Genomic DNA, 18,668 nt, shown 5'->3' with positions numbered 1-18,668 from the left:
GTCGAGCCGTATATCGATTTTTTTTAGCCCCCTAATAACTGTTGATGGCTGGAACAGAATATTATACAAATTATGTCTAAGAGGTGTAGTATGCACGGTTTTTACGAGTTTTTCGCTGGCGGTGGGATGGCAAGGGCCGGGCTTGGTTCCGACAACTGGAACTGCCTTTTTGCCAATGATTTCAGCGCCAAGAAGGCGGCAGCCTATCGCCAGAACTGGGGGGCGGGCGACCTACTCCACGAAGACATCAATCTGATCACTACCGCTCAGCTTCCCGGCGCACCGGACCTTGCTTGGGCGTCCTTCCCCTGCCAGGACCTTTCCCTTGCCGGCAACTACGTCGGCATCGGCCACTGGGCATCAAAAGCGCAAACCAGATCCGGCACTTTCTGGCCTTTCTGGCGGCTGATGCGAGCCCTCCTGGATGAAGGCCGCGGCCCGAAAATCATTGTGCTGGAAAACGTGTACGGCGCTCTAACCTCCAATGACGGCAAGGATTTCGCAGCTCTTTGCTCGGCGTTCTCCGGTGCAGGATACTCGTTTGGTGCCATGGTCATTGACGCGAAGCACTTCTTGCCCCAGTCTCGTCCTCGGTTGTTCGTGGTCGGTATCCGCGGCGACATGGATGTTCCTGTCGGACTCGCTGCAAACAATGCCGTTACGCCCTGGCACCCTGATGCCTTGATCGAGGCCCAGGCAGAACTCTCGGCAGAGGCAAAAAGGCGGTGGGTCTGGTGGAACCTTCCGGTTCCCGAACCTCATGGCGTCAGATTCGCCGATATCATCGAAGAAAATCCTCAGGGTGTTGAGTGGCATACCCCAGACGAGACGAGGTACCTGCTCTCTCTGATGAGCGATACTAACTTTGCCAAGGTCGTGCAGGCAAAGCGTGTCGGCCGCAGGATGGTGGGCGGCATCTACCGCAGGACGAGACCTGATGCCGACGGCACCAAACATCAGCGGGCCGAGGTTCGGTTTGACGATCTTGCGGGTTGCCTTAGAACCCCAACGGGTGGCTCCTCCAGGCAGACCCTCATTGTTGTTGATGGCGATCTGGTGCGCACCCGCCTTCTCTCCCCCAGGGAAGCGGCCCGGCTGATGGGCCTCCCGGAGAGCTACGTCCTTCCGACGAAGTACAACGAAGCATATCATCTTGCTGGTGACGGGGTTGCGGTTCCTGTGGTCCGGCATTTGGCCGCGAATATCTTCGAGCCGGTGCTGGCTGGCCATAACGAAATAGAAGATCTTGCTGTTGGCGGGTAATTTCAGGTTGTATGGAACTAACAAAAGGTGTAAAAAGGCGGCTTGAATAAATCCTCCTAACCTAGAGGTTTTAATGCCAGGGCCGCCTAAGTCTGATGCGACACACAAGCCACCTTTTGAAACAGAAGAACTTCGCCAAAAATTGGCAGAGTTTCTTGACATGGAAGTTGAGGTTCCCGGCTCAAAGGCCAAAAAGAAGGTTGGGAATTTTCAGTTCGGCATCTATGCTTTTTTTGACTACGACAAAGAGCCAATCTACGTAGGACAAACCAACGAGCAAATCAGAACAAGAATTAGGCGTCACCTGACAAATCAAAGGACAGATGCGGTTGCTATGAACGTGCTGGATCCGTTTGAGGTTTATCAGATCGAGGTCTGGCCCTTGCCTGAGTTGGAGGGGAAGGATTCTAAAGATGCTGCCGCAAAAAAAATTCTGAATGCTCTGGAGTATCAAATCTTCGTAAAGCTCCGCGAGGAGTCAAGCTTCAAGGCGGTTCTAAACGAAAAAGAGCCAGGAAAGCCGGATTTCGAGGTGGAAATCCCCCATTCCTATAAAGGAATCGTGGTCTCTGACGAAGTTTTTGCCATCCGGAACCATCCTGACGTCCGAATTGCTCGTCGTGCATCCACATTATCGCGGTTGGCGCAGATTATCAGTGAGCGCCAGGTTCAAAGAGGACTGAGGAATACCCTTCTTACTCAGGCAACCAGGCTGCGTGCATTGACAGAGAGACGATTGCGTGGCCTTGAAGAAAAGGCTAAGAAACAGGGAGCGGAGCCCGAAGAGTAAGCCGTCGCGCTGCCTGGAAGGACATCCATGCAGGCCAAAGGAAAGAATAAGAGCTCTTCCCCACCAAAGCCGCCCCTGACCAGATCAGAGATCATGGCCAGGGTGCGGTCTAAAAATACCTCCCCGGAAGTCCTAATTAGATCTGCTCTTCATAGGGCTGGCCTCCGCTTCCGGATCCATCGAAAAGACCTTCCCGGAAACCCTGATATTGTTTTCCCATCCCGCCGAATTGCGCTTTTCGTGAACGGGTGTTTTTGGCACCAGCACCCGGGTTGCAAGCGGGCAACGATCCCGGCGAGCAGTCGAGAATACTGGGAAAAGAAGCTACTGCGAAACTCAGAGCGGGATGCTGCTAACCATGCTGTGTTGCAATCAGATAGGTGGAGGGTGGTCGTGGTATGGGAATGTGAAATCAACTCTGAGATAATCGATTTGTTGATCGAGGAGATAAAATCCACAAGTCCCATGGACTAGACACGGGAGGTACGATGCAGGCCAAAGTCAGAATTTGTTCTCTGAGTGGAGACCACTTTAAGGTTTGCTGCAAGCACAAGCTTTGGGGTGCCAACAGTTTCGCTCCGAAGTCCTGGGCAGTCGGAGATATCCTGGTATTCAAAGTTGATAATGAGTTGGCTGGCGTCGCTAGAGTGGCCGGCACGGCTTATATGGATGACACCCCTATTTGGGATAACGGCCTGTTCTTTTATCGGGTTAAGCTGAAGTTCGACAAGATCCTGAATGTCAGGGAGCGAATCCCCTTTGACGGAGAGGTTAAGGCATGTTTCGTTGAGAAATGGGGCAGGAACTGGGGGTGGGTCCTCCAGAACAAATACCCACTGCCGGCAGATGTGGCTGAGGTGGTACTTAAAAAAATGGGTATTTGAGCTGGCTTGGCGTAGGTTGCATACGGTTTAATTACCGTTATATGGCAGAGAATTTGAGCATTTTTGACAGTGCAAAAAGTTTACTTTTCGCACTGTCCGCACACCCCGCCTGGGACTCCTCCTCGCGGGGTTTTTATTGACGATTTGAGTGCAAAAAGTGTTGCAACTAACAAAGTGCGGGTATATGTTGGCGACGTTAGGTTTTCGCACAGGAGGTGGTATGGGAGATAAGGTAGGGTACGCCAGGGTGTCAACTAGGGAACAAAATCTGGATAGTCAGCTCGACCAGCTCAAGGCAGTCGGGTGCACCAAGATCTTTATCGATAAAGCCAGCGGTGTAAGTGCTAATCGTCCAGGCTGGCTTGAACTGATGGGCTATGTGAGAAGCGGGGACACCGTTGTTGTCGCAGAACTCTCAAGGATGAGCAGAAGCCTGCTTCACTTCCTATCCACAGTCCAGGAGCTCGAGAAGATGGGCGTGCAGGTGGAGAGCCTCCGGGAAAACATAGACCCGTCAACAGCAACAGGGCGAGCGTTTATGGGCTTCATGGGAGTGATCCACCAGTTGGAGCTTGACCTAAAGGCTGAACGCGCAGCAGCAGGCAGGGCAAGTGCTAAGGCTCGTGGGAAGACGGGAGGTCGTCCTCGGACTGATCAGGACAAACTTGAGCAGGCGAGGATCCTGTACGAAAACAGCGAGAAGACAGCAGTAGAGGTATGTAAAATTGCTGGGGTTGGCAGACGAACTTTCTTTGCGTATCTGGCAGAGGCAAAGGCCAAAGCGGGCATCACGGCAGCCGTGATTTGATTTATACCGAATCTGGTGGAATACCTGGTCTGCTAGCTGACGCTCTGATATCTAACGGATAAATACTGCGAGGGAGATGGCGCCGATAAAATGTTGAAATGGGCAATCCCTACAATACTTCTTACGCTTCTCGGTACCTTCCCTGCTTTCGCCAAGCCCCCCATCCGAGTCATCAATGGAGCGGTCACGAGAGTGACGGACGGCGACACGGTACAGGTAATAGATTCATCCGGCGTGAAGGTCAAGGTCAGACTTTTCGGGATAGATGCGCCAGAGACAGAGAAAAGAAACTCGAGAACCAAGGCGGTCGTCAAACCTGGGCAGCCGTACGGCGGTGAGGCGCACCAGGCGCTCCGCCATAAGGTCGCAGGGAAACAGGTAGCCGCAGAGATAATGGATATTGATCGATACAAGAGATCCGTGGCTATCCTGCGCCTCGGCAACCGCGACATCAATCAGGAGATGGTCAGAGAGGGGTGGGCATGGGCCTACCGTCAGTATCTCGATCGTCCCCACGCATCTGGATATATCGCGTCAGAGGCGGCGGCCAGGCGGGAGAGACTGGGGCTGTGGCAGCAAGGGAACCCACAACCGCCCTGGGAGTTCCGCAAGGCGCTGAGAGGCAAGGGCCGGCAGCCGAAGCCAAGAGGAACTGCGCCATGAGGATGGTTCCGAGGTGATTAAGAAGAGATGGACAAGGTCTTTGGTGAGGCAAGTTTCTTAGAGTATTTGCAACCTGGTTGCGTCTTCCGGCGGTCGGATCTCATCGGCCGTCTCAACGGCATTGATCGGGTGCTTGGTAGGCTCCTGGCTGCGCAACTCGTTGTCCGGGTCGGCCGCGGGATGTACCACTACCCTAAACTGTCGCGTTTTGGGGTGCTGCCGGCGGATCCTGAAGAGCTGGTACGCGTGTTCTTGGGTAATGCGGATTTTCTGCTGGTCTCTCCAAACGATTTCAACGGCCTATCGGTCGGCACAACACAACTGTACAACCACGTCCTGGTCTACAATCGGAAGCGCCGCGGCCGGGTGATCCTGGATGGTCGTGAGTTCGAGTTCCTGGTTCGGAGTGATCTGCCGGATAGGGTGACTCCTCTATTCCTACTCGAGGCATTGTTGGGATACCTAGACAACCTGGCGGAGGATCGGGTGGCGGTGCGCTCCAGGGCGCAAGAAAGGCTGCGGGAACTGAAAAAGGATTCTGGGGGCTGATTAAGCAATCCCTATGGGCGGCTTTTCGCAAACCAGCTCAAAACCTCCCTTGAGGAGCCGATTATTACTGGATCAAAAATGGTTGTATGTCTGCCGGCACATCCAGCAACTCGGCCTCATGATCCGCCGCCAGCTTGAGCAGCCGCCCCGCAGCTTCCCGCTTTTCACTGGTAGTCAGCAATGCCAACTCAAACTTGCAGCCGAGGCAGTCACCGGTAAGGACAGCCTGGTTATATCCGCTTGCCTTGTATGCTGCGACCAGCGAGCGCGGCATTACAGTGACCTTGTTTTTAGAGCCTACCATGACCGGCGTGACCAATACAACAAGCAACTCCCCGCGCTGCTTCATGAGCTTTATATAGGCCGTTTTCTTCAATTCTGCCGCCTTGATCGTACTGTCCACCTGTTTCATGTCTCCCCCCCCTTCCAGCACCTTTGGGGTGAAAAGGCCAGCTACATTTCAATAAAAGCCTTAGCAGCAGCCCCCTTTACCTGACTTTGGTGCGGTTTGAGTTATGTGTGATCCTCATGTTGGCTGTTCTTTTGTAAGGGTCATTCCTGCATCAGACGCGTAAGAATGCCTTCGACTATAGGACGTATTCCTGCATTCTCCGACTCAATCAGGAGGTGATGCACTCGATTGGCAACCGTCTGACGTTGCCGATGGCTCTCGTCACTGCCTTTGATAAAGAGTGCCATCTGGTCGGGTTGGTTGACGCCGGTCAGTAACCACCAGGCCACCGAATCCGCCAGAGACGCCGGCCCTTCCAAGGGAGGCCTGCCCCCATGCTCACGCACCACCTCCACACTCATGTTGCCTCCCGAGCAAGCATCGCTGATCTCAAACATCGCGTTCTCCTTAAAAGTAGTTTCTGACTCCGACGGCATGGTACACGAGGTGATGTTGAAAACCAACGGTATTTTTTCCCAGCTAAAGCGGTAACAGTTCGTAATTTAAGCACAAATACCAGATTTGGTATTTGTGTTCAATTTCATTTTCTATTAAAACCGCAATCTTAGGTCCACGATGGTCCTCACTATCGCAGCAATAAGAACCGTCCGTAAGTTTTTTCGGCCGGGAAAAAGGGCTAAGCTGCCGATAACGGTAGCCGACCTTTACCCTCCCCTGTTTTCGTAACCAGTTTCAGCTCTCATTCCCCTACGCTTAACCTGGCTGAAGATCGGGACGCGGTGCGTTCTAGGACGCAAGAGAGACTACGGGAATTGACCTCTGGTGATTAAATCTCTGTTCTACTGATAGGTTAATGGCATCTCCCCCAGCAGGCTGGTCATACCATTTTTGGTATGATTTCAGATACTTGTAATCTCCCTACCCATAATATACACTCCTGGAATTATTCCATCGCTATTAAGCTCGAACCGGTGGTTACCGATACGTCCTGAAGTGTAGCCCTGTCCGCTGCCGCCCTCATTATCGCTTGAAGCGATGCGGCCTTGACCTTGAGCTCCTCAATCGAGATTTCTACATACGTAAACTTCGTCTGGTAATCTGCCGCTGTTTTCTTCATAGGTGCGCTCTCCTTTCCAGGAGTTGCGCAGAGCGGCAATAGCCGCTTTTCAGGCCAAACCAGTCATGAACAGGCGAAATCGATTTATTTTTAGCCAGTTACAAAGAACATCCCTTGAGATACATTGATAAATTATAATTTTTTGCAAGGAAAAAAAGATGAAAGTAGGCATTTGGATACGGGTATCAACCAATGAGCAAGTAATCACTGAGAGCCCTGAAACCCACCGCCAGAGGGCTGTTGACTTCTGCAAAGGTAGAGGATGGTCTGTTGAGGAGGTTTATGACTTGTCTGGGGTTTCTGGCAAATCAGTCCTCGACCATCCGGAAGCTAAGCGGATGATGCGCGACATAGAGACCAAGAAAATCCGCGGTTTGGTCTTCAGCAAGTTGGCACGCCTAGCAAGAAACGCCAAAGATTTACTTGAAATCTCCGAGTACTTTAACCGTTTTAATGCTGCCTTAGTCTCTATTGGGGAAGATCTCATTGATACTTCCACTCCAAGTGGAAGGATGCTTTATGGGCTGATAGCTGTCCTTGCGGAGTGGGAAAGGGAGGAAATCTCAGCTCGGGTGGCCGCTTCCGTGCCCATTAGAGCAGGCATGGGTAAGCCAATTGGTGGCAGGGGTCCGTTCGGATACAAGTGGGTCGATAAAAAATTAGTCGTGCACGAAGAGGAGGCCATTGTCGCCAGGAGAGCTTTTGAGTTGTTTAACGAAAAGCAAAAACTCCTGCCCACGTGCAAGCAGCTGAATGAGGAAGGATTTCGGGCTCGGAAGTCGCCTTGGCGAAACACAACCTTAAAGCGATTGTTGACCGACACCGTGTGCATAGGGAAAAAACGAGCTAATTACTGCACGAACCGTGGAGAAAGCAAGTCGTGGGTTCTTAAGCCCGAAACCGAGTGGGTCATTCAAGATGTGGATCCGATCATTTCTATTGAAACGTGGGAAAAAACTCAGCTTATTCTTGCTGGCAGACCGATTACATATCAAAGCTCAGTGCCAAAGGAAGGTAAGTACCTTTATTCTGGCCTACTGGTATGTGGCAACTGCGGGGGGAAAATGTATGTCAGCGCCTACAAAGGAATGACGCAACCAAGATATATTTGCAAAAAATGTAAAACAAAGATTAACGAAGATGTAATTACCGAATATTTCAAAATTGGATTAGAAAGGATCACAATGGTTGATCCTGACAGAACTCCGCAAGACGATATGGTTATTGCAGAAAAGACTGAACGGCTTCAGCTTTTGAACAAAAACTTACGAACACAGCAAGGCAAAATAGATCAACTCTTCGAAATGAGATACTCGGGAATTGTCGATGACCGTGGATTTCAAGACCGCTATGAGCCTCTAAGGATACGTAGGGACCAGATTACTGACGAGATCCCAATTATTACGGAAGAGATTGCAACGGCAGAGAACATTAAAAAGAACCGCGTCCACTTGGTCAAAGAAGCTAAAAGATTGTCGGACCTCTGGGGATTTCTCAGAGAGGATGAGAAAGGGAGGGTTGCAAAAGACTTGATCCAAAAGGTCGTAATTGAAGGTGATTTTCTAAATTTTACCTTTTACTACCTGCCTGAGCTTGAGGAAATAGGGAATAGTGCCCAAACCCTCACGGGTTCATAGCTGCGACGAGCATGATACGCGACGGATAGGTGACGCTGGAGAGGGCACGGGAGATGGTAACACGCCCGTCCTCCATCGGCTGGCGCAGCACTTCGAGGACGTGCTTCTTGAATTCGGGGAGTTCATCCAGAAAAAGGACGCCATTATGGGAGAGGGAGACCTCACCGGGTTTGGGGGTGTTGCTGCCGCCGATGAGGCCAACGTCGGATATGGTGTGGTGCGGCGAGCGGAAGGGGCGGCTGGAAATCAGGGAGTGCTCGCGCTCCAAAAGCCCCATGACGCTGTAGACCTTGCTGGTCTCGATAGCCTCCTCGAAGAGCATGGGCGGCAGGATGGAGGGGATCCGCCGGGCAAGCATGGTCTTGCCGGATCCTGGCGGACCTATCATCAGCATGTTATATTGAGCTAGACCCAATTGCTTTTCCGTGATACAAAACTACCATTCCATAAGGGGTTATACAATGCCGAAGGCCTACAGCTACCTGAGATTTTCCCGACCCGAACAGGCGAAGGGCGACAGTACCCGCCGCCAATACGAAGCCGCGAAGCGGTACGCCGCAGAGAACGGCCTGGACCTGGACGACGGCCTGACCTTTCGCGACGAAGGCATCTCTGCTTATCAGGGGAAGCACCTGGAGACCGGACGACTCGGTGACTTCCTGAACGAGGTGAAGGCGGGCCGTGTTGAGCCTGGGAGCTACCTGCTGGTTGAGAGCCTTGACCGCATCAGCCGCCAATCTGCCCGCAAAGCGCAGCGCATCCTTGAGGACATCTGCGAAGAGGGCATCACAGTTGTCACACTGATCGACGGTCGCAAGTACGACCGCGCGGCGCTCGACTCCGATCCAATGGCGCTGATCCTGTCGCTGCTGACCTTCCTGCGTGCCCACGAAGAGAGCGCCACCAAGGCGAAGCGCCTCAAAGCCGCCTGGGCCAATAAGCTAAAGAATATCGCGGAAAAGCCGTTCACCTCTAAGGCTCCCCACTGGCTCAAGCTGAACAAGGAGACGGCGAAATTCCAGGTGATCGAAGATCGGGCAGCGCGCGTGCGTGAGATGTTCGACCTGTACCTCTCTGGTATGGGGCCGTCCGGGATCGCGAAGCGGTACAATCAAGAGGGGTTGGCCCCCTGGGGGCGGGGGCAGATGTGGTTTGAGTCGTACATCATCAAAATTCTGGCGAATCCCGCAGTGTACGGCGTCATCACTCCGCATAAGCTGGAGTACGACAAGAGCGGAAAAAAGAAGCGCGTTCCCCTGGACCCAATAACCGGATATTACCCGGTGGTGGTCGATGAGCACACCTTCCTGCGTGCTCAGGAGCTGAAGACCAGCAAAGGGGTTAAGGGACGGCGGGCAACGGTACCCCTTCAGAACATTTTTTCCGGCCTGGGTCGGTGCCCGGTCTGCGACAGTGCAATGGTACGCGTCAACAAGGGCAAGACATTTCAGTATCTGGCGTGCGGTGCGGCGAAGCATGGGGCTAAGCTGTGCTCCTACCGCTCCATTCCCTACTACCGGCTTGAGGGGTCTTTCCTGGAGGCCGTGCGGGCTGGGCTTAAAATTCCGGTAGAGCAGGAGAAGCTGAAGGCGCTGGAGGCTGAGCTTGCGCGGGCTGAAGCGAACATGGAATGCGCTGTCAGCCAGCGTCGGAATCTGATAGAGGCTATCAAAGTAGGGGCGTTGAAAGAGGAGTCCATAACAGACACGAGCTACCCTCAATATGTGCTCACTGACATCATTGAAGAGGGGCCGGTGTTCCGTGAGAAGTGGGGGCCGCGTACCCTGCGAGATGAGATTGAGCAGCTAGATGAGTGGGTTGAGCGCGACCGAAAGAACATCATCAAGCTGCGTGGTCAAATCAACCTCCTGCGGCCTGCTGCCGTAGAGGCCCGGCTGAAGGAGCTGGAGGCCGCAGCCAGGGCGCAGACGCTGGACCCTCAGCGGTTCAACGCCGCCCTTCAGTCGATATGCAAAAAGGCCGTGATCGAGTACGACCATTCCGCCGTCGATCTTCAATTTAAGCACACAGACCTAGTGCTGCGCGTACCGGTCACCATGTGGTCCGGTCGGGAGGGCAAATGAGGTTGAAGCTACTGATTGCCGGGGCGCTGCTGGCGCTGTCCAGCTCCCCGGTGATCGCCGGACACCTTCACCCTGAGAGGGAATATCAGGCGGCATGGTGCCAGAGGGCAGGAGGGGAGCAGGAGGTGGTGCTTGACGACAGGAGCCGCGTTGACTGTCTTACGGAGGTGTACGCGGTAGAGGTCGAGTTCGCGCCGAAGTGGAAGGAGGCCGTGGGACAGTCACTTTTCTACGGCCTGAAGCTGAAGCGAAGGCCTGGAATTGTGCTGATCCTGGAGGAGCCAGAGGAGCACCGGTATCTGGACCGGCTGAAGCTGGTAGCTGATCGGTACGGGATTCAGGTGTGGGAGATGGGGCCGGGAGCGTTGGAGCAGTAGGTTATATAACCCTTCCCGCTACTTTTCGCGGCGGCGAGCGCCTTTTCCAGGAATGACTTTCGGTTTTCAATTCGAGGGGCACGGGGGTAAGGACCTGATTTCATTATATAATACTGCTGGCACCCTTCATGGCCGCGAACGCCCCATCGGCAAAAACAATTATGACTTTCAATACTTAGCCGCCCCGACCTCCCCATGTAACTCAAGCCCCAAAAGGTGAAGGCATACTCAGATAGTACCCCCTCACGGCCTCAACGGTCTCCGAGTCAGAAAGGTCAAGCGCTCCCCGGTACTCTTCAGGCAGCGATACCTCAAGACGCCTCTCCTTGGACCCGGTGCAGGCAGACTCTCTGACAACAGCGTAAGCGTGCTCTACCCTGGTCTCCATCGCCCCCTCGACGCGAACACTGAAGCGCACCATTGTCAAAGTGTGCCTGTCTGAGGACTCGACAACCTCGACTCCTTCACAGCCAATCCGTACTGTCATTCGTTACCTCCATTTTTCTTTTGCCACAACCCTACCACAAGAGCATGTATTTATCAATCCATATATATTACATTCTACCACACATTTGAGCCAGTTGACTTTACCCTGCGCCAGTGCTATAACATTTGCACAAACGGACGTTGTTAGAAATGTTATAGAGGGTGGCACCATGGAATACGTGGCTTACCTGAGGGTTTCGACCGAAGATCAAGGCGCGGCTGGCCTGGGCATTGAGGCGCAGAGGAAAGCGGTTGAAGACTTCGCAGCGGCAGAAGGGGCCGTCATCCTCAAGACCTTCATTGAGGTCGAGAGCGGCAGCATCAGCGACCGCCCCCAGATGAAGGAGGCGATGGTTTACGCTCAGCTTCGCGGTGCAGTCCTCCTGGTGAAGACCCTGGACCGGATAAGCCGCGACCTCCATTTCATCACGGCGCTGGAAAAGTCTGAGGTGGCGTTTAAGATCGTGGACATGCCGAACGCCGACAGCTTCACCCTTCACATTTACGGGTCGCTCGCAGAGCGGGAGCGCCAGCTTATCAGCATCCGCACAAAGGCGGCTCTTGCAGGTAAGGAAGGCCTGGGCACCCCGGAGAACCTGACCGATGAGGCCAGGGCGCTGGGCCGTGCTGCTTCGATTGCCGCCAGGAGGGCGAACGCCGAAAAGTTCGCTGAGATGATAGGGCCGATGATCGCCGCCAGGAGGGCGGAAGGGATGGGCTGGGCCGCTGTCGCGACCTGGTTGAACGGCGAGGGCTTCAAGACGAAGAGAGGCGGGGCCTTCCACGCTGCGACGGTGCAGAGGATCGCGGAAGGTGTGAAGGGTTAGGCGGGCGGCAGAGGATGCCCTACAAGGGCCAATCTCGGCGCGGGCCATACCAGGACAAGGGCATTTCTCATGAAATTGGAAAACCTATTCCCCTCATTAGTTTTTTCTTGACCAATTTCTAATCTCATGGTATAATTGGGGAGTCGCCGCTGCGACGACCTACCCATAGAGTAACCAGAAGAGACCAGCGGGAGCCAGAGACTACCCTACCGATTAACAGTGAAACGCGAGCAAAGCGAGCGGGTCATTCTTGAGCTTAGAGCTAAACAAAAACAGCCACCAGGGGAGCGCTCCCGGTGGCTGTTTTGGCTTTGCAAGCAGCTTTTTTTCTACTCGATGTCATCGAAAAGCAATAGGAAATCGTCGTCTTCCTCTTCGGAAGTCCCAAGTGCCTCACCTTCTTTGCTGGCCTTCCGTAGTTCATCCTCGGCGGCATTCGGCACATCCACCACCTCCATCAAGCCAACCTCTGCCTCCAGCTCCCGCGCGTCAATCTGCACCACATGGACCTCCAATGGGAAAATAAGATGGGCGGGAAGCTACCACATGAGCGGCAGGTCGTCAATCGCAAAAATTGTGTATTTTCAGGTAGTTATTCACGCAAGAATATCTATTCGGGCGTGAATTTTTCTGCGTCCTGGTCGTCGGTCCAGTTGGCTGGGTCACATGGGTCGTCCAGTTCGTCGGCGGCTGAATCATGGCAGGCGTCGAGCAGTTCCTGGTACGGTGCCAGCTCGTCGCTGGGATCGTCGGCGCGGTCGCCGGGGTACCTGATCGCCTGGGGGCCGTGGTCTATCTCGCCGTCATGGCGCGGCCAATATTCACCGCTGGCTGCTGCGGTGGGCCTGAAGCCGCGCCTGGGACGCTTCCACTCTGATGGCATCCAGACCTTGCAGGCGGGGCACTGTGTGCCAGCAGGTACGCCAGGGCGACCGCAATAACCGCACTCAGGACCGCCAGCGGATGCGCGGGGAGCGGCGATGTGTTGAGCTGAACTCTTCGGGACGTGGAGGGTGTGCTCGATCATGCCGCAGCTCCTATGCGCACGATGCGGCAAGGCAGACCTTGCTGGACCTGGGTGTCGGTGAAGAGCCGGACAGCAGCGTAGAGCCGGGTGCGCCGACGATCTGGGACCGCCTTACGATCTCGCCTTCACGGCGTACCTCGTAGGTGATCCTGAAATTCTTGGTGGTGGGTGTCTCTGTCATTAGTTTCTGTCTCCTGGATAGTCGGAACGGCCTGGTTAGGCCGATGTGGTGCATGGGTGTTGGTGTGGGTCGCGCGAGAAGTACCGCCAGAAGTTAAATATGGAAGCCGTGGCTACTGCTTCGCGGCAACAGTGAGCGGCTGAAGGCCCTGGAGCTTGAGCCAGGCGGTGACCATCGCCTCTGCGATGTCCGGCGAGCTGGCGCGGGTGGTGATCGTCCTGGTCCTGCGGGACGTGCTGAAGGTGACGGCGTAGAGGGTCAAGTCGGTTCTCCTGAAACGACAAAGGCCGCTCAGGGGATGTGAGCGGCCTTCGTGGCGTCGATGTGGTTGTGGGTCGGCCTTCGCGGGTTAGGCGTGGCCGAGAAACTGAACGGTGATGTCTTCGATCTGGTGCGGGTCGATGTCTGCGAAGACCGCAGGGCGGGCATACTTCGCGCTGAAGTTACCGCGAGCCAGGGCGGCGACAGCGCGGCAGGCGGCGGCGGGGTCAGTCGCCGGGATCGCTACCGACTCGCGCCTCACGGAGCCGTCGTACATCTCGATCCTCACTGCGACCATGAGTTTCGGCCTGTTACTCACTGGGAACCTCCAGCGGGATCAAGGTAAGCCTGCAAATGCGGTCGTTGAGCCAGTGAGACTCTATGAGGGTGTACTCGGTGTCGTCAGGGCCGATGATGGTCTGGCCTTTGGAGAAGCCGTCCAGCTCGGACTTCGTGTGGATAATGAGGGGGCCGTCACACGGGGTGAAGGAGCCGCCGCGATGGTTACGGAATGTGATGTCGGTCATTTTGTTATTTCCTTTTCGGTTGAGATGATTGGGGCGCTGCTGTCCGGGCAGCGCCCCGGCTAGGAGAAGCCCCGGCGTTGGTCCGGGCCGGGGGCCGGGTAGTGCCCCGATGAAGAGGTGGGGCAGAGCTGGTTAGAGGTGCTGCGCCAAGATGGTGAGCTGCTGCGCGATGGAGGTGAGTTGCTTCACCCGCTCCAGGTCTTCGTCTTCCCACAGTTCGCCGTCGATCTCCACGAATGACTTGCAGGCGTCCATCTTGATCCGGTATTCCGGGGCCGATTTCGTCGTCTGTAAGTCGTCCGGGAGGATCGCCTTACGGAGTGTATCTCCGACGCGGTTAAGCGTGGGCATGGTAGGCCTCCTGGGGGAGGGGCTGCGCCCCTCCTACCTCGCCGCTGCGCGGCTCGGTCGAAGCTAGGGCCTTGGCGGTCTGGTGCTTCTTGACGGTCTCGATGAGGTGCAGTTCAACCAGGTGCAAGGTCTCACGGATTGCACGTTTGGCCTCGGGGTTGTTGCGGTTGGCTGCGATGAGTTCCTTCATGGCGGTTTCAAATTTCATTGTTGTGGTCTCCTGTAGGTTGTCGATTTTTCTAAATTTGTTTGAAACAGGTAAAAACGAGGGGTATGTGTATTACTGCTCTTCTTGCAAATTCCACTGTTGGGCTACCTGAAGGTTGGCATACACTACGCGGATGGCTTCGGCCACATCACCGAAATGCCCGTCAAGGTTCAACGCCTCACTGAGGTACCGCGTGACTGCGAATTTAGACGGGGCCTTCTTCCCTTCCACAGTTTCCTCGGTCTTACCGGCGCGATGCCTCTTCAGCTCAAAGGCGGCTCCTTCGGCAATTAGGTCTTCCCACCAGGTGCAAGTGGGCCGGTTGTACTTCGACCGGGTGCCTGGATTCACGAACCTGAGGTACCGTGCCAGTAATCCCGCCACAAGCTCCCCGATGGAGCGACCCGCCACAATCTCTTCTTTGACAGTCCTGAGCAAGTCCCGGTCCTTCGTGCGAAACTCCAGCCTGAACCAGGGGAAGTCTGCGCCTGTCTGCTTGCCCTTGTCGTACCCGTGGATGCAAGTTCCTTTGTTCAGGTGGCCGTAGTAAATGCTTTGGTCCCAGATGCCACACGGCTGCGAACTTCGACAGAGAGCGGTGATGGTCCGGTCTCTCCACACATCCGGTGCCGATGCCTCGCGCATGAGGGCCAGGGTGGGCTTGCCGTCGAAGCGGTCTAATGCTCCATCGAATCTGGTGAGGTTGCCGCCGATGGCGTCTATCTTCCGCACCAGCTCCACGGGGTCCAGGGTGTGCAGAGCGTCGGGCCTGGAGCTGAGCGCGTAGCCGGTGACCGCGAAGGCAGTGGTGTTCCGGTTCTGCTCAGCGGTCGGCTCGGTGTAGACGTGGAGCAGCGGTACCCCGCTGGCAGTGGTCACCATGTGCCGGTGCCTGTACCAGTTCGCGCTTCTGGTTTTGACTGTGACGCCCTGCGGGTCGATTCCGAATAACTCCTGGAGCAGCGGCGTGATGTCGTTGGGGGTGAAAGAGTGGGCGGGCCAGTTGTAGGTCTGGGGGATCGAGAACCCGAGCCAGTCTATGAGGGCATGGCCGGGTCGGTGGTGCTGCTGCGTCATGGTGTCACGTATTCTCCGTTAATGAAATGTTCGCTTTCATTAATTTTATATACGCAAAAACGACCGTTTTTTGTCACAGCTTGGAAAATTTTCTGCGATTGGCTGAGTTTATAGAATACTGCACGGAGGAGGGGGGGGCGTGGGAACTACCCGGCTGGGGCCGTCGAAGTGTTGGCAAGGCTCAGGTTACCGGATGGCACATGTGAAAAGGATGAGGCCCGTGGATGATAAGGCTTCCACCTGACCTTTCTGTGCCAATTACTATAACTATTGATAAACCGAGCTATTTTAAAGTCGGAAATCCCCTGACGTTGAATCCGCGAGGATCGTGAGAATGGCTCGCCAGAGAGACTGGCTTGACATTATTTTTCACCAATCTTCTGCGATAAAGCAATTTTAGCACTCTCAACGTCAGAGTGCTAACTTCTCCAGTCGAATCCGAAGGTTACACAGGCAACAACCACAACATCTATTGCATACTGCATACACTATTTCCTGTAAACACCTATTGTCCCTAGTTTTTTAATTTGCGTGCGTTTGACTCGGCACCACATCTTGTGTTAAGTTGCCCAAAGAGACGGACGACTTTTACGCTAAAAATGGGACAAAAAAACTGCTTGCCTTCCGGCGCCATTTACGCTAGATTTAGCGTAAATGATGTTCTTACTATCGTATCCAACCACGGGAGGAAAGGAGGTACAGCGATGCTTGCCGCTGCGCTGAAGGATGCACGGAAACGTGCCCGGAAGACCTTGCGGGACGTCGCGGAAGCGACAGGCTTGTCCATCGGCTTCATTTCAGACATTGAACACGGGAGGAGACGGACTACCCCAGAAGTGCTTGAGGCGATCCAGAAGGTGCTCGGGGTAAAAGACAACGCACTGATTAAGGCAGGACAGGAATCACAACTCTTAAAGGAAAAGCTCCGGTTTCTTTACGAGTCAAGGCCGCAGTCTAGCTTCGCACTTGCTCGACTTGCCGAGGACCTCTCTGACGAGGACCTGCTTGAAATGCTGAAGACGCTTGAGCAAAAAAGGTGAGACATGGCATCAATCGACTTCAAGTTTCCTGGCATGAGCCGCGAGACCATCGAGAGAAAGGCTGAGCACCTCCTGCGCCAGTACCAGCCGAGTGTTTTGAGCGCAGAAGAGCCCTTTTTCATCGAACAGTTTGTTGATCTACACCTGGAGGACCTGACCGGCGTTCAGCCCGACTACAGAAACCTGCCTGCTGGTATCTATGGGCTGACCGACCAAAACGAGATGGTAATTGACCTTAGCTTGGTAGAGGACCCTACTGCGCGGCAGTTCCTGCACTCGACCACCGGGCATGAGTTGGGGCACGCAATACTGCACGTTCCGGTTCTCCGAAACTACGGACGCCAGCAGGTGTTCGCGCAGAAGAAAGAAGGGCAAGGGGAAGTCAACCTGTACAGGCGGAGGGACTTGAAAGCCTACGAAGACCCGGAGTGGCAGGCATGGCGGTTTGCAGCAGCGGTACTAATGCCTAGAGCTGCGATCACCGCCCTGTGTAGACGAGGCTACAACCTATATGATCTTGCTCAGCACTTCCAGGTAAACCTGATTTTCGTTGAGCGTAGACTGCGCCAACTAGGCCTTGTAGCCGGTTGAGCGCTTAGAAAAGGAAACCCCGTAGTTGGGGAACTACAGGGTGCCTTTTCCCCGGCATGGAGAATTGCCGGGCAGCTTTGGGGAAAGCTGTGTGTTGTGTTGCTTGACAACGACACATTATCACACAACTCACTACCCCTCAAGCTGAAAAAATCTATTTCCAAGAGGGTGGTGATGTGCCTTGAGGCAGCGTAGAAAACGGCTGATCTTTAGGCCCTGGATCACGAGGGGCGGGAAGCGCGTCTATGCATCGGAGTACGGACTCCGGGCGTGGCCGATTTGGGTTTAACCTTCACCTTCGGGCGGGGTTGAGCCCCGCCCGATTCTCAAGATCGCAGAGGCCAAGAGATGACTTACTACAAGTATCCGAAATTCTTTCAACAATCCGACAGCGAGGCGTTTGACACCTTAACCAACCCTGGCGCGGTCACGCCCCACTCCGGCATCTACCGGTGCGAAGGGTGCGGGCGCGAGGTAGTCTCAACACAGGGGCATGTCATGCCGCCCCAGAACCATCACCAGCACTCCTACTCCCAGGGAAACATCCGCTGGCGGCTGGTGGTGGGACACAACTAGCGCTTCCAGCAGCAAACCAACAAAAAACCGGCCCCCAAAAGGCCGGTTTTTTTGTTTATCGAATTGGGTCTTGCACACTACAACATGAGGAGGTTATGACTTCCGGCCGCGGCAACCTCGAGTGCACGCTTGGCGTGCTCCTGGCCGCGCACCTCACTGAAGTCGTCTCCGGGCTCCCCTCCTTGGCTGAACAGGTCGGCGAGTTCCGCGCGATACGGCGGGATCTCGAGCTTGCCGTTCAGGAAATCCACCACCTGGGACAGCTCGCTCACCCCGATAACCTCGACCCCCTCGACGACCCCACCCTCGCAGACGTTTTCCGCCGGGATGATGATGCCGGCAAGGCCAGCCTCGCGCGCCGCGACCGCCACCGACAGGCAGCCGCGCACCGGCTTGACGCTCCCGTCCAGGGAGAGTTCTCCCAGAAGGATGTAGCGGCCCAATTTTTCGGGTTTGATGACGGCGGTGGCGGCCAGGATGCCGATGGAGATGGGGAGGTCGAAAGAAGCCCCTTCCTTCTTGACGTCGGCAGGGGCGAGGTTCACGGTGATCTTGCGGTTGGGGAATTCGTAGCCGGTGTTCTTGAGGGCGGCCTTGACGCGGTCCTTGCTCTCCTTGACGGCGTTGTCCGGCAGTCCGACGGTGGCGAGTTGCGGCAGCCCCTGGGCGATGTCGACCTCGACGTCGATGAGGATCGCGTCGATGCCCAGGAGCGCACTGGAGAGGACCTTGGCGAGCATGAGCCCTCCGCTGCAGACAGGCAGAAACAAGATTCGCCCCTACCGGTTTCACCTTGCGGTATGTGGTAGGAGCGAACCTCGTAATGCCCAAGACTTTTGGGGTAGGAACAAACGCAGCAAAAAGCATAGCACGCGCGGCGAAATCCGGTAGCAAGTGCAGCCCGATTCTCGCCCCCAGCCCCAGCTTTAAAA

29 protein-coding genes are annotated in these 18,668 nt (G+C 55.0%); 14 read left to right on the top strand and 15 right to left on the bottom strand.

What is annotated here, in order from left to right; genetic code table 11:
• Positions 1-90: 90 nt before the first annotated feature.
• From H7688_RS10915 to H7688_RS10885, 7 genes are all read left to right on the top strand, one after another.
• Positions 91-1,263, top strand: a complete 1,173-nt coding sequence (locus tag H7688_RS10915; RefSeq protein WP_183361141.1) for a DNA cytosine methyltransferase — start codon at positions 91-93, stop codon at positions 1,261-1,263.
• A gap of 160 nt (positions 1,264-1,423) precedes the next feature.
• Positions 1,424-2,053, top strand: coding sequence for a GIY-YIG nuclease family protein (locus H7688_RS10910; RefSeq protein ID WP_246329782.1), 630 nt, complete (start codon positions 1,424-1,426; stop codon positions 2,051-2,053).
• A gap of 27 nt (positions 2,054-2,080) precedes the next feature.
• On the top strand, positions 2,081-2,527 hold the full coding sequence (locus H7688_RS10905; RefSeq protein WP_183361139.1) for a very short patch repair endonuclease: 447 nt from the start codon (positions 2,081-2,083) through the stop codon (positions 2,525-2,527).
• A 14-nt stretch (positions 2,528-2,541) separates the two neighbouring features.
• Positions 2,542-2,937, top strand: coding sequence for an EVE domain-containing protein (locus H7688_RS10900; protein ID WP_183361138.1), 396 nt, complete (start codon positions 2,542-2,544; stop codon positions 2,935-2,937).
• Positions 2,938-3,157: 220 nt separating this feature from the next.
• The gene (locus H7688_RS10895; RefSeq protein WP_183361137.1) at positions 3,158-3,745 is read left to right on the top strand and encodes a recombinase family protein; all 588 of its coding nucleotides are present in this window, start codon (positions 3,158-3,160) and stop codon (positions 3,743-3,745) included.
• A gap of 90 nt (positions 3,746-3,835) precedes the next feature.
• Positions 3,836-4,408 carry a thermonuclease family protein gene (locus H7688_RS10890; protein WP_183361136.1) on the top strand — a complete coding sequence of 191 codons (573 nt, stop codon included), beginning with the start codon at positions 3,836-3,838 and terminating at the stop codon, positions 4,406-4,408.
• 27 nt (positions 4,409-4,435) lie between these two features.
• The gene (locus tag H7688_RS10885) at positions 4,436-4,957 is read left to right on the top strand and encodes a hypothetical protein (RefSeq protein ID WP_183361135.1); all 522 of its coding nucleotides are present in this window, start codon (positions 4,436-4,438) and stop codon (positions 4,955-4,957) included.
• A gap of 64 nt (positions 4,958-5,021) precedes the next feature.
• Here the strand turns inward: H7688_RS10885 and H7688_RS10880 are convergent, their stop codons facing one another.
• The 3 genes from H7688_RS10880 to H7688_RS10870 form a co-directional block, all read right to left on the bottom strand.
• The gene (locus tag H7688_RS10880; protein ID WP_183361134.1) at positions 5,022-5,369 is read right to left on the bottom strand and encodes a hypothetical protein; all 348 of its coding nucleotides are present in this window, start codon (positions 5,367-5,369) and stop codon (positions 5,022-5,024) included.
• Between the two features lie 140 nt (positions 5,370-5,509).
• On the bottom strand, positions 5,510-5,806 hold the full coding sequence (locus H7688_RS10875; protein WP_183361133.1) for a hypothetical protein: 297 nt from the start codon (positions 5,804-5,806) through the stop codon (positions 5,510-5,512).
• A 506-nt stretch (positions 5,807-6,312) separates the two neighbouring features.
• The gene (locus tag H7688_RS10870; RefSeq protein WP_183361132.1) at positions 6,313-6,486 is read right to left on the bottom strand and encodes a hypothetical protein; all 174 of its coding nucleotides are present in this window, start codon (positions 6,484-6,486) and stop codon (positions 6,313-6,315) included.
• Between the two features lie 158 nt (positions 6,487-6,644).
• Here H7688_RS10870 and H7688_RS10865 point away from each other — a divergent pair, with 158 nt between their 5' ends.
• Positions 6,645-8,123 carry a recombinase family protein gene (locus H7688_RS10865; protein ID WP_183361131.1) on the top strand — a complete coding sequence of 493 codons (1,479 nt, stop codon included), beginning with the start codon at positions 6,645-6,647 and terminating at the stop codon, positions 8,121-8,123.
• Here H7688_RS10865 and H7688_RS10860 read toward each other — a convergent pair.
• A complete protein-coding gene (locus H7688_RS10860; protein ID WP_246329781.1) occupies positions 8,110-8,517 on the bottom strand; it encodes an ATP-binding protein in 408 nt (135 codons plus the stop codon). The genes H7688_RS10865 and H7688_RS10860 overlap by 14 nt on opposite strands.
• Before the next feature lie 67 nt (positions 8,518-8,584).
• Between H7688_RS10860 and H7688_RS10855 the strand changes: the two genes are divergently transcribed.
• Together H7688_RS10855 and H7688_RS10850 are read left to right on the top strand one after the other, a co-directional pair.
• Positions 8,585-10,207 (top strand): recombinase family protein, encoded by a 1,623-nt coding sequence (locus H7688_RS10855; protein WP_183361130.1) that lies wholly within the window; start codon positions 8,585-8,587, stop codon positions 10,205-10,207.
• Positions 10,204-10,584 carry a hypothetical protein gene (locus tag H7688_RS10850; protein ID WP_183361129.1) on the top strand — a complete coding sequence of 127 codons (381 nt, stop codon included), beginning with the start codon at positions 10,204-10,206 and terminating at the stop codon, positions 10,582-10,584. The genes H7688_RS10855 and H7688_RS10850 overlap by 4 nt, the downstream gene beginning before the upstream one ends.
• 202 nt (positions 10,585-10,786) lie before the next feature.
• Here H7688_RS10850 and H7688_RS10845 read toward each other — a convergent pair whose 3' ends face one another.
• On the bottom strand, positions 10,787-11,071 hold the full coding sequence (locus tag H7688_RS10845; RefSeq protein WP_183361128.1) for a hypothetical protein: 285 nt from the start codon (positions 11,069-11,071) through the stop codon (positions 10,787-10,789).
• 169 nt (positions 11,072-11,240) lie between these two features.
• On the opposite strand from H7688_RS10845, the gene H7688_RS10840 reads away from it, so the two are divergent.
• Positions 11,241-11,897: a recombinase family protein gene (locus H7688_RS10840; RefSeq protein ID WP_183361127.1), complete on the top strand. Its 657-nt coding sequence runs from the start codon at positions 11,241-11,243 to the stop codon at positions 11,895-11,897.
• Positions 11,898-12,226: 329 nt separating this feature from the next.
• On the opposite strand, the gene H7688_RS10835 is transcribed toward H7688_RS10840, so the two are convergent.
• From H7688_RS10835 to H7688_RS10795, 9 genes are all read right to left on the bottom strand, one after another.
• Positions 12,227-12,400, bottom strand: coding sequence for a hypothetical protein (locus tag H7688_RS10835; RefSeq protein ID WP_183361126.1), 174 nt, complete (start codon positions 12,398-12,400; stop codon positions 12,227-12,229).
• A 107-nt stretch (positions 12,401-12,507) separates the two neighbouring features.
• Positions 12,508-12,780: a hypothetical protein gene (locus H7688_RS10830; RefSeq protein WP_183361125.1), complete on the bottom strand. Its 273-nt coding sequence runs from the start codon at positions 12,778-12,780 to the stop codon at positions 12,508-12,510.
• Positions 12,781-12,934: 154 nt separating this feature from the next.
• Positions 12,935-13,105 carry a hypothetical protein gene (locus H7688_RS10825; RefSeq protein ID WP_183361124.1) on the bottom strand — a complete coding sequence of 57 codons (171 nt, stop codon included), beginning with the start codon at positions 13,103-13,105 and terminating at the stop codon, positions 12,935-12,937.
• 112 nt (positions 13,106-13,217) lie between these two features.
• Complete coding sequence (locus H7688_RS10820; RefSeq protein ID WP_183361123.1) at positions 13,218-13,367, bottom strand: hypothetical protein; 150 nt, start codon at positions 13,365-13,367, stop codon at positions 13,218-13,220.
• 87 nt (positions 13,368-13,454) lie between these two features.
• Positions 13,455-13,685, bottom strand: coding sequence for a hypothetical protein (locus H7688_RS10815; protein WP_183361122.1), 231 nt, complete (start codon positions 13,683-13,685; stop codon positions 13,455-13,457).
• Entirely contained in the window at positions 13,678-13,893 is a 216-nt protein-coding gene (locus H7688_RS10810; RefSeq protein ID WP_183361121.1) for a hypothetical protein, read from the bottom strand. Before H7688_RS10810 ends, H7688_RS10815 begins: the two co-directional genes overlap by 8 nt.
• A 132-nt stretch (positions 13,894-14,025) precedes the next feature.
• Positions 14,026-14,244, bottom strand: coding sequence for a hypothetical protein (locus H7688_RS10805; protein ID WP_183361120.1), 219 nt, complete (start codon positions 14,242-14,244; stop codon positions 14,026-14,028).
• Entirely contained in the window at positions 14,231-14,452 is a 222-nt protein-coding gene (locus H7688_RS10800) for a hypothetical protein (protein WP_183361119.1), read from the bottom strand. Before H7688_RS10800 ends, H7688_RS10805 begins: the two co-directional genes overlap by 14 nt.
• 72 nt (positions 14,453-14,524) lie before the next feature.
• Positions 14,525-15,529 carry a replication initiation factor domain-containing protein gene (locus H7688_RS10795; RefSeq protein ID WP_183361118.1) on the bottom strand — a complete coding sequence of 335 codons (1,005 nt, stop codon included), beginning with the start codon at positions 15,527-15,529 and terminating at the stop codon, positions 14,525-14,527.
• Between the two features lie 704 nt (positions 15,530-16,233).
• On the opposite strand from H7688_RS10795, the gene H7688_RS10790 reads away from it, so the two are divergent.
• The 3 genes from H7688_RS10790 to H7688_RS10780 all read left to right on the top strand — a co-directional run bounded on the left by H7688_RS10790 (position 16,234) and on the right by H7688_RS10780 (position 17,736).
• Positions 16,234-16,569 (top strand): helix-turn-helix domain-containing protein, encoded by a 336-nt coding sequence (locus tag H7688_RS10790; protein WP_183361117.1) that lies wholly within the window; start codon positions 16,234-16,236, stop codon positions 16,567-16,569.
• Between the two features lie 3 nt (positions 16,570-16,572).
• Positions 16,573-17,160, top strand: coding sequence for an ImmA/IrrE family metallo-endopeptidase (locus tag H7688_RS10785; RefSeq protein ID WP_183361116.1), 588 nt, complete (start codon positions 16,573-16,575; stop codon positions 17,158-17,160).
• A gap of 348 nt (positions 17,161-17,508) precedes the next feature.
• A complete protein-coding gene (locus H7688_RS10780) occupies positions 17,509-17,736 on the top strand; it encodes a protein L (protein ID WP_183361115.1) in 228 nt (75 codons plus the stop codon).
• Positions 17,737-17,813: 77 nt separating this feature from the next.
• On the opposite strand, the gene H7688_RS10775 is transcribed toward H7688_RS10780, so the two are convergent.
• Positions 17,814-18,476: a magnesium chelatase domain-containing protein gene (locus H7688_RS10775; RefSeq protein WP_246329780.1), complete on the bottom strand. Its 663-nt coding sequence runs from the start codon at positions 18,474-18,476 to the stop codon at positions 17,814-17,816.
• Positions 18,477-18,668: the final 192 nt, after the last annotated feature.

Source organism: Geomonas limicola, assembly GCF_014193675.1.
Taxonomy (GTDB): domain Bacteria; phylum Desulfobacterota; class Desulfuromonadia; order Geobacterales; family Geobacteraceae; genus Geomonas; species Geomonas limicola.
This window is presented reverse-complemented; position numbering and strand designations above follow the sequence as displayed.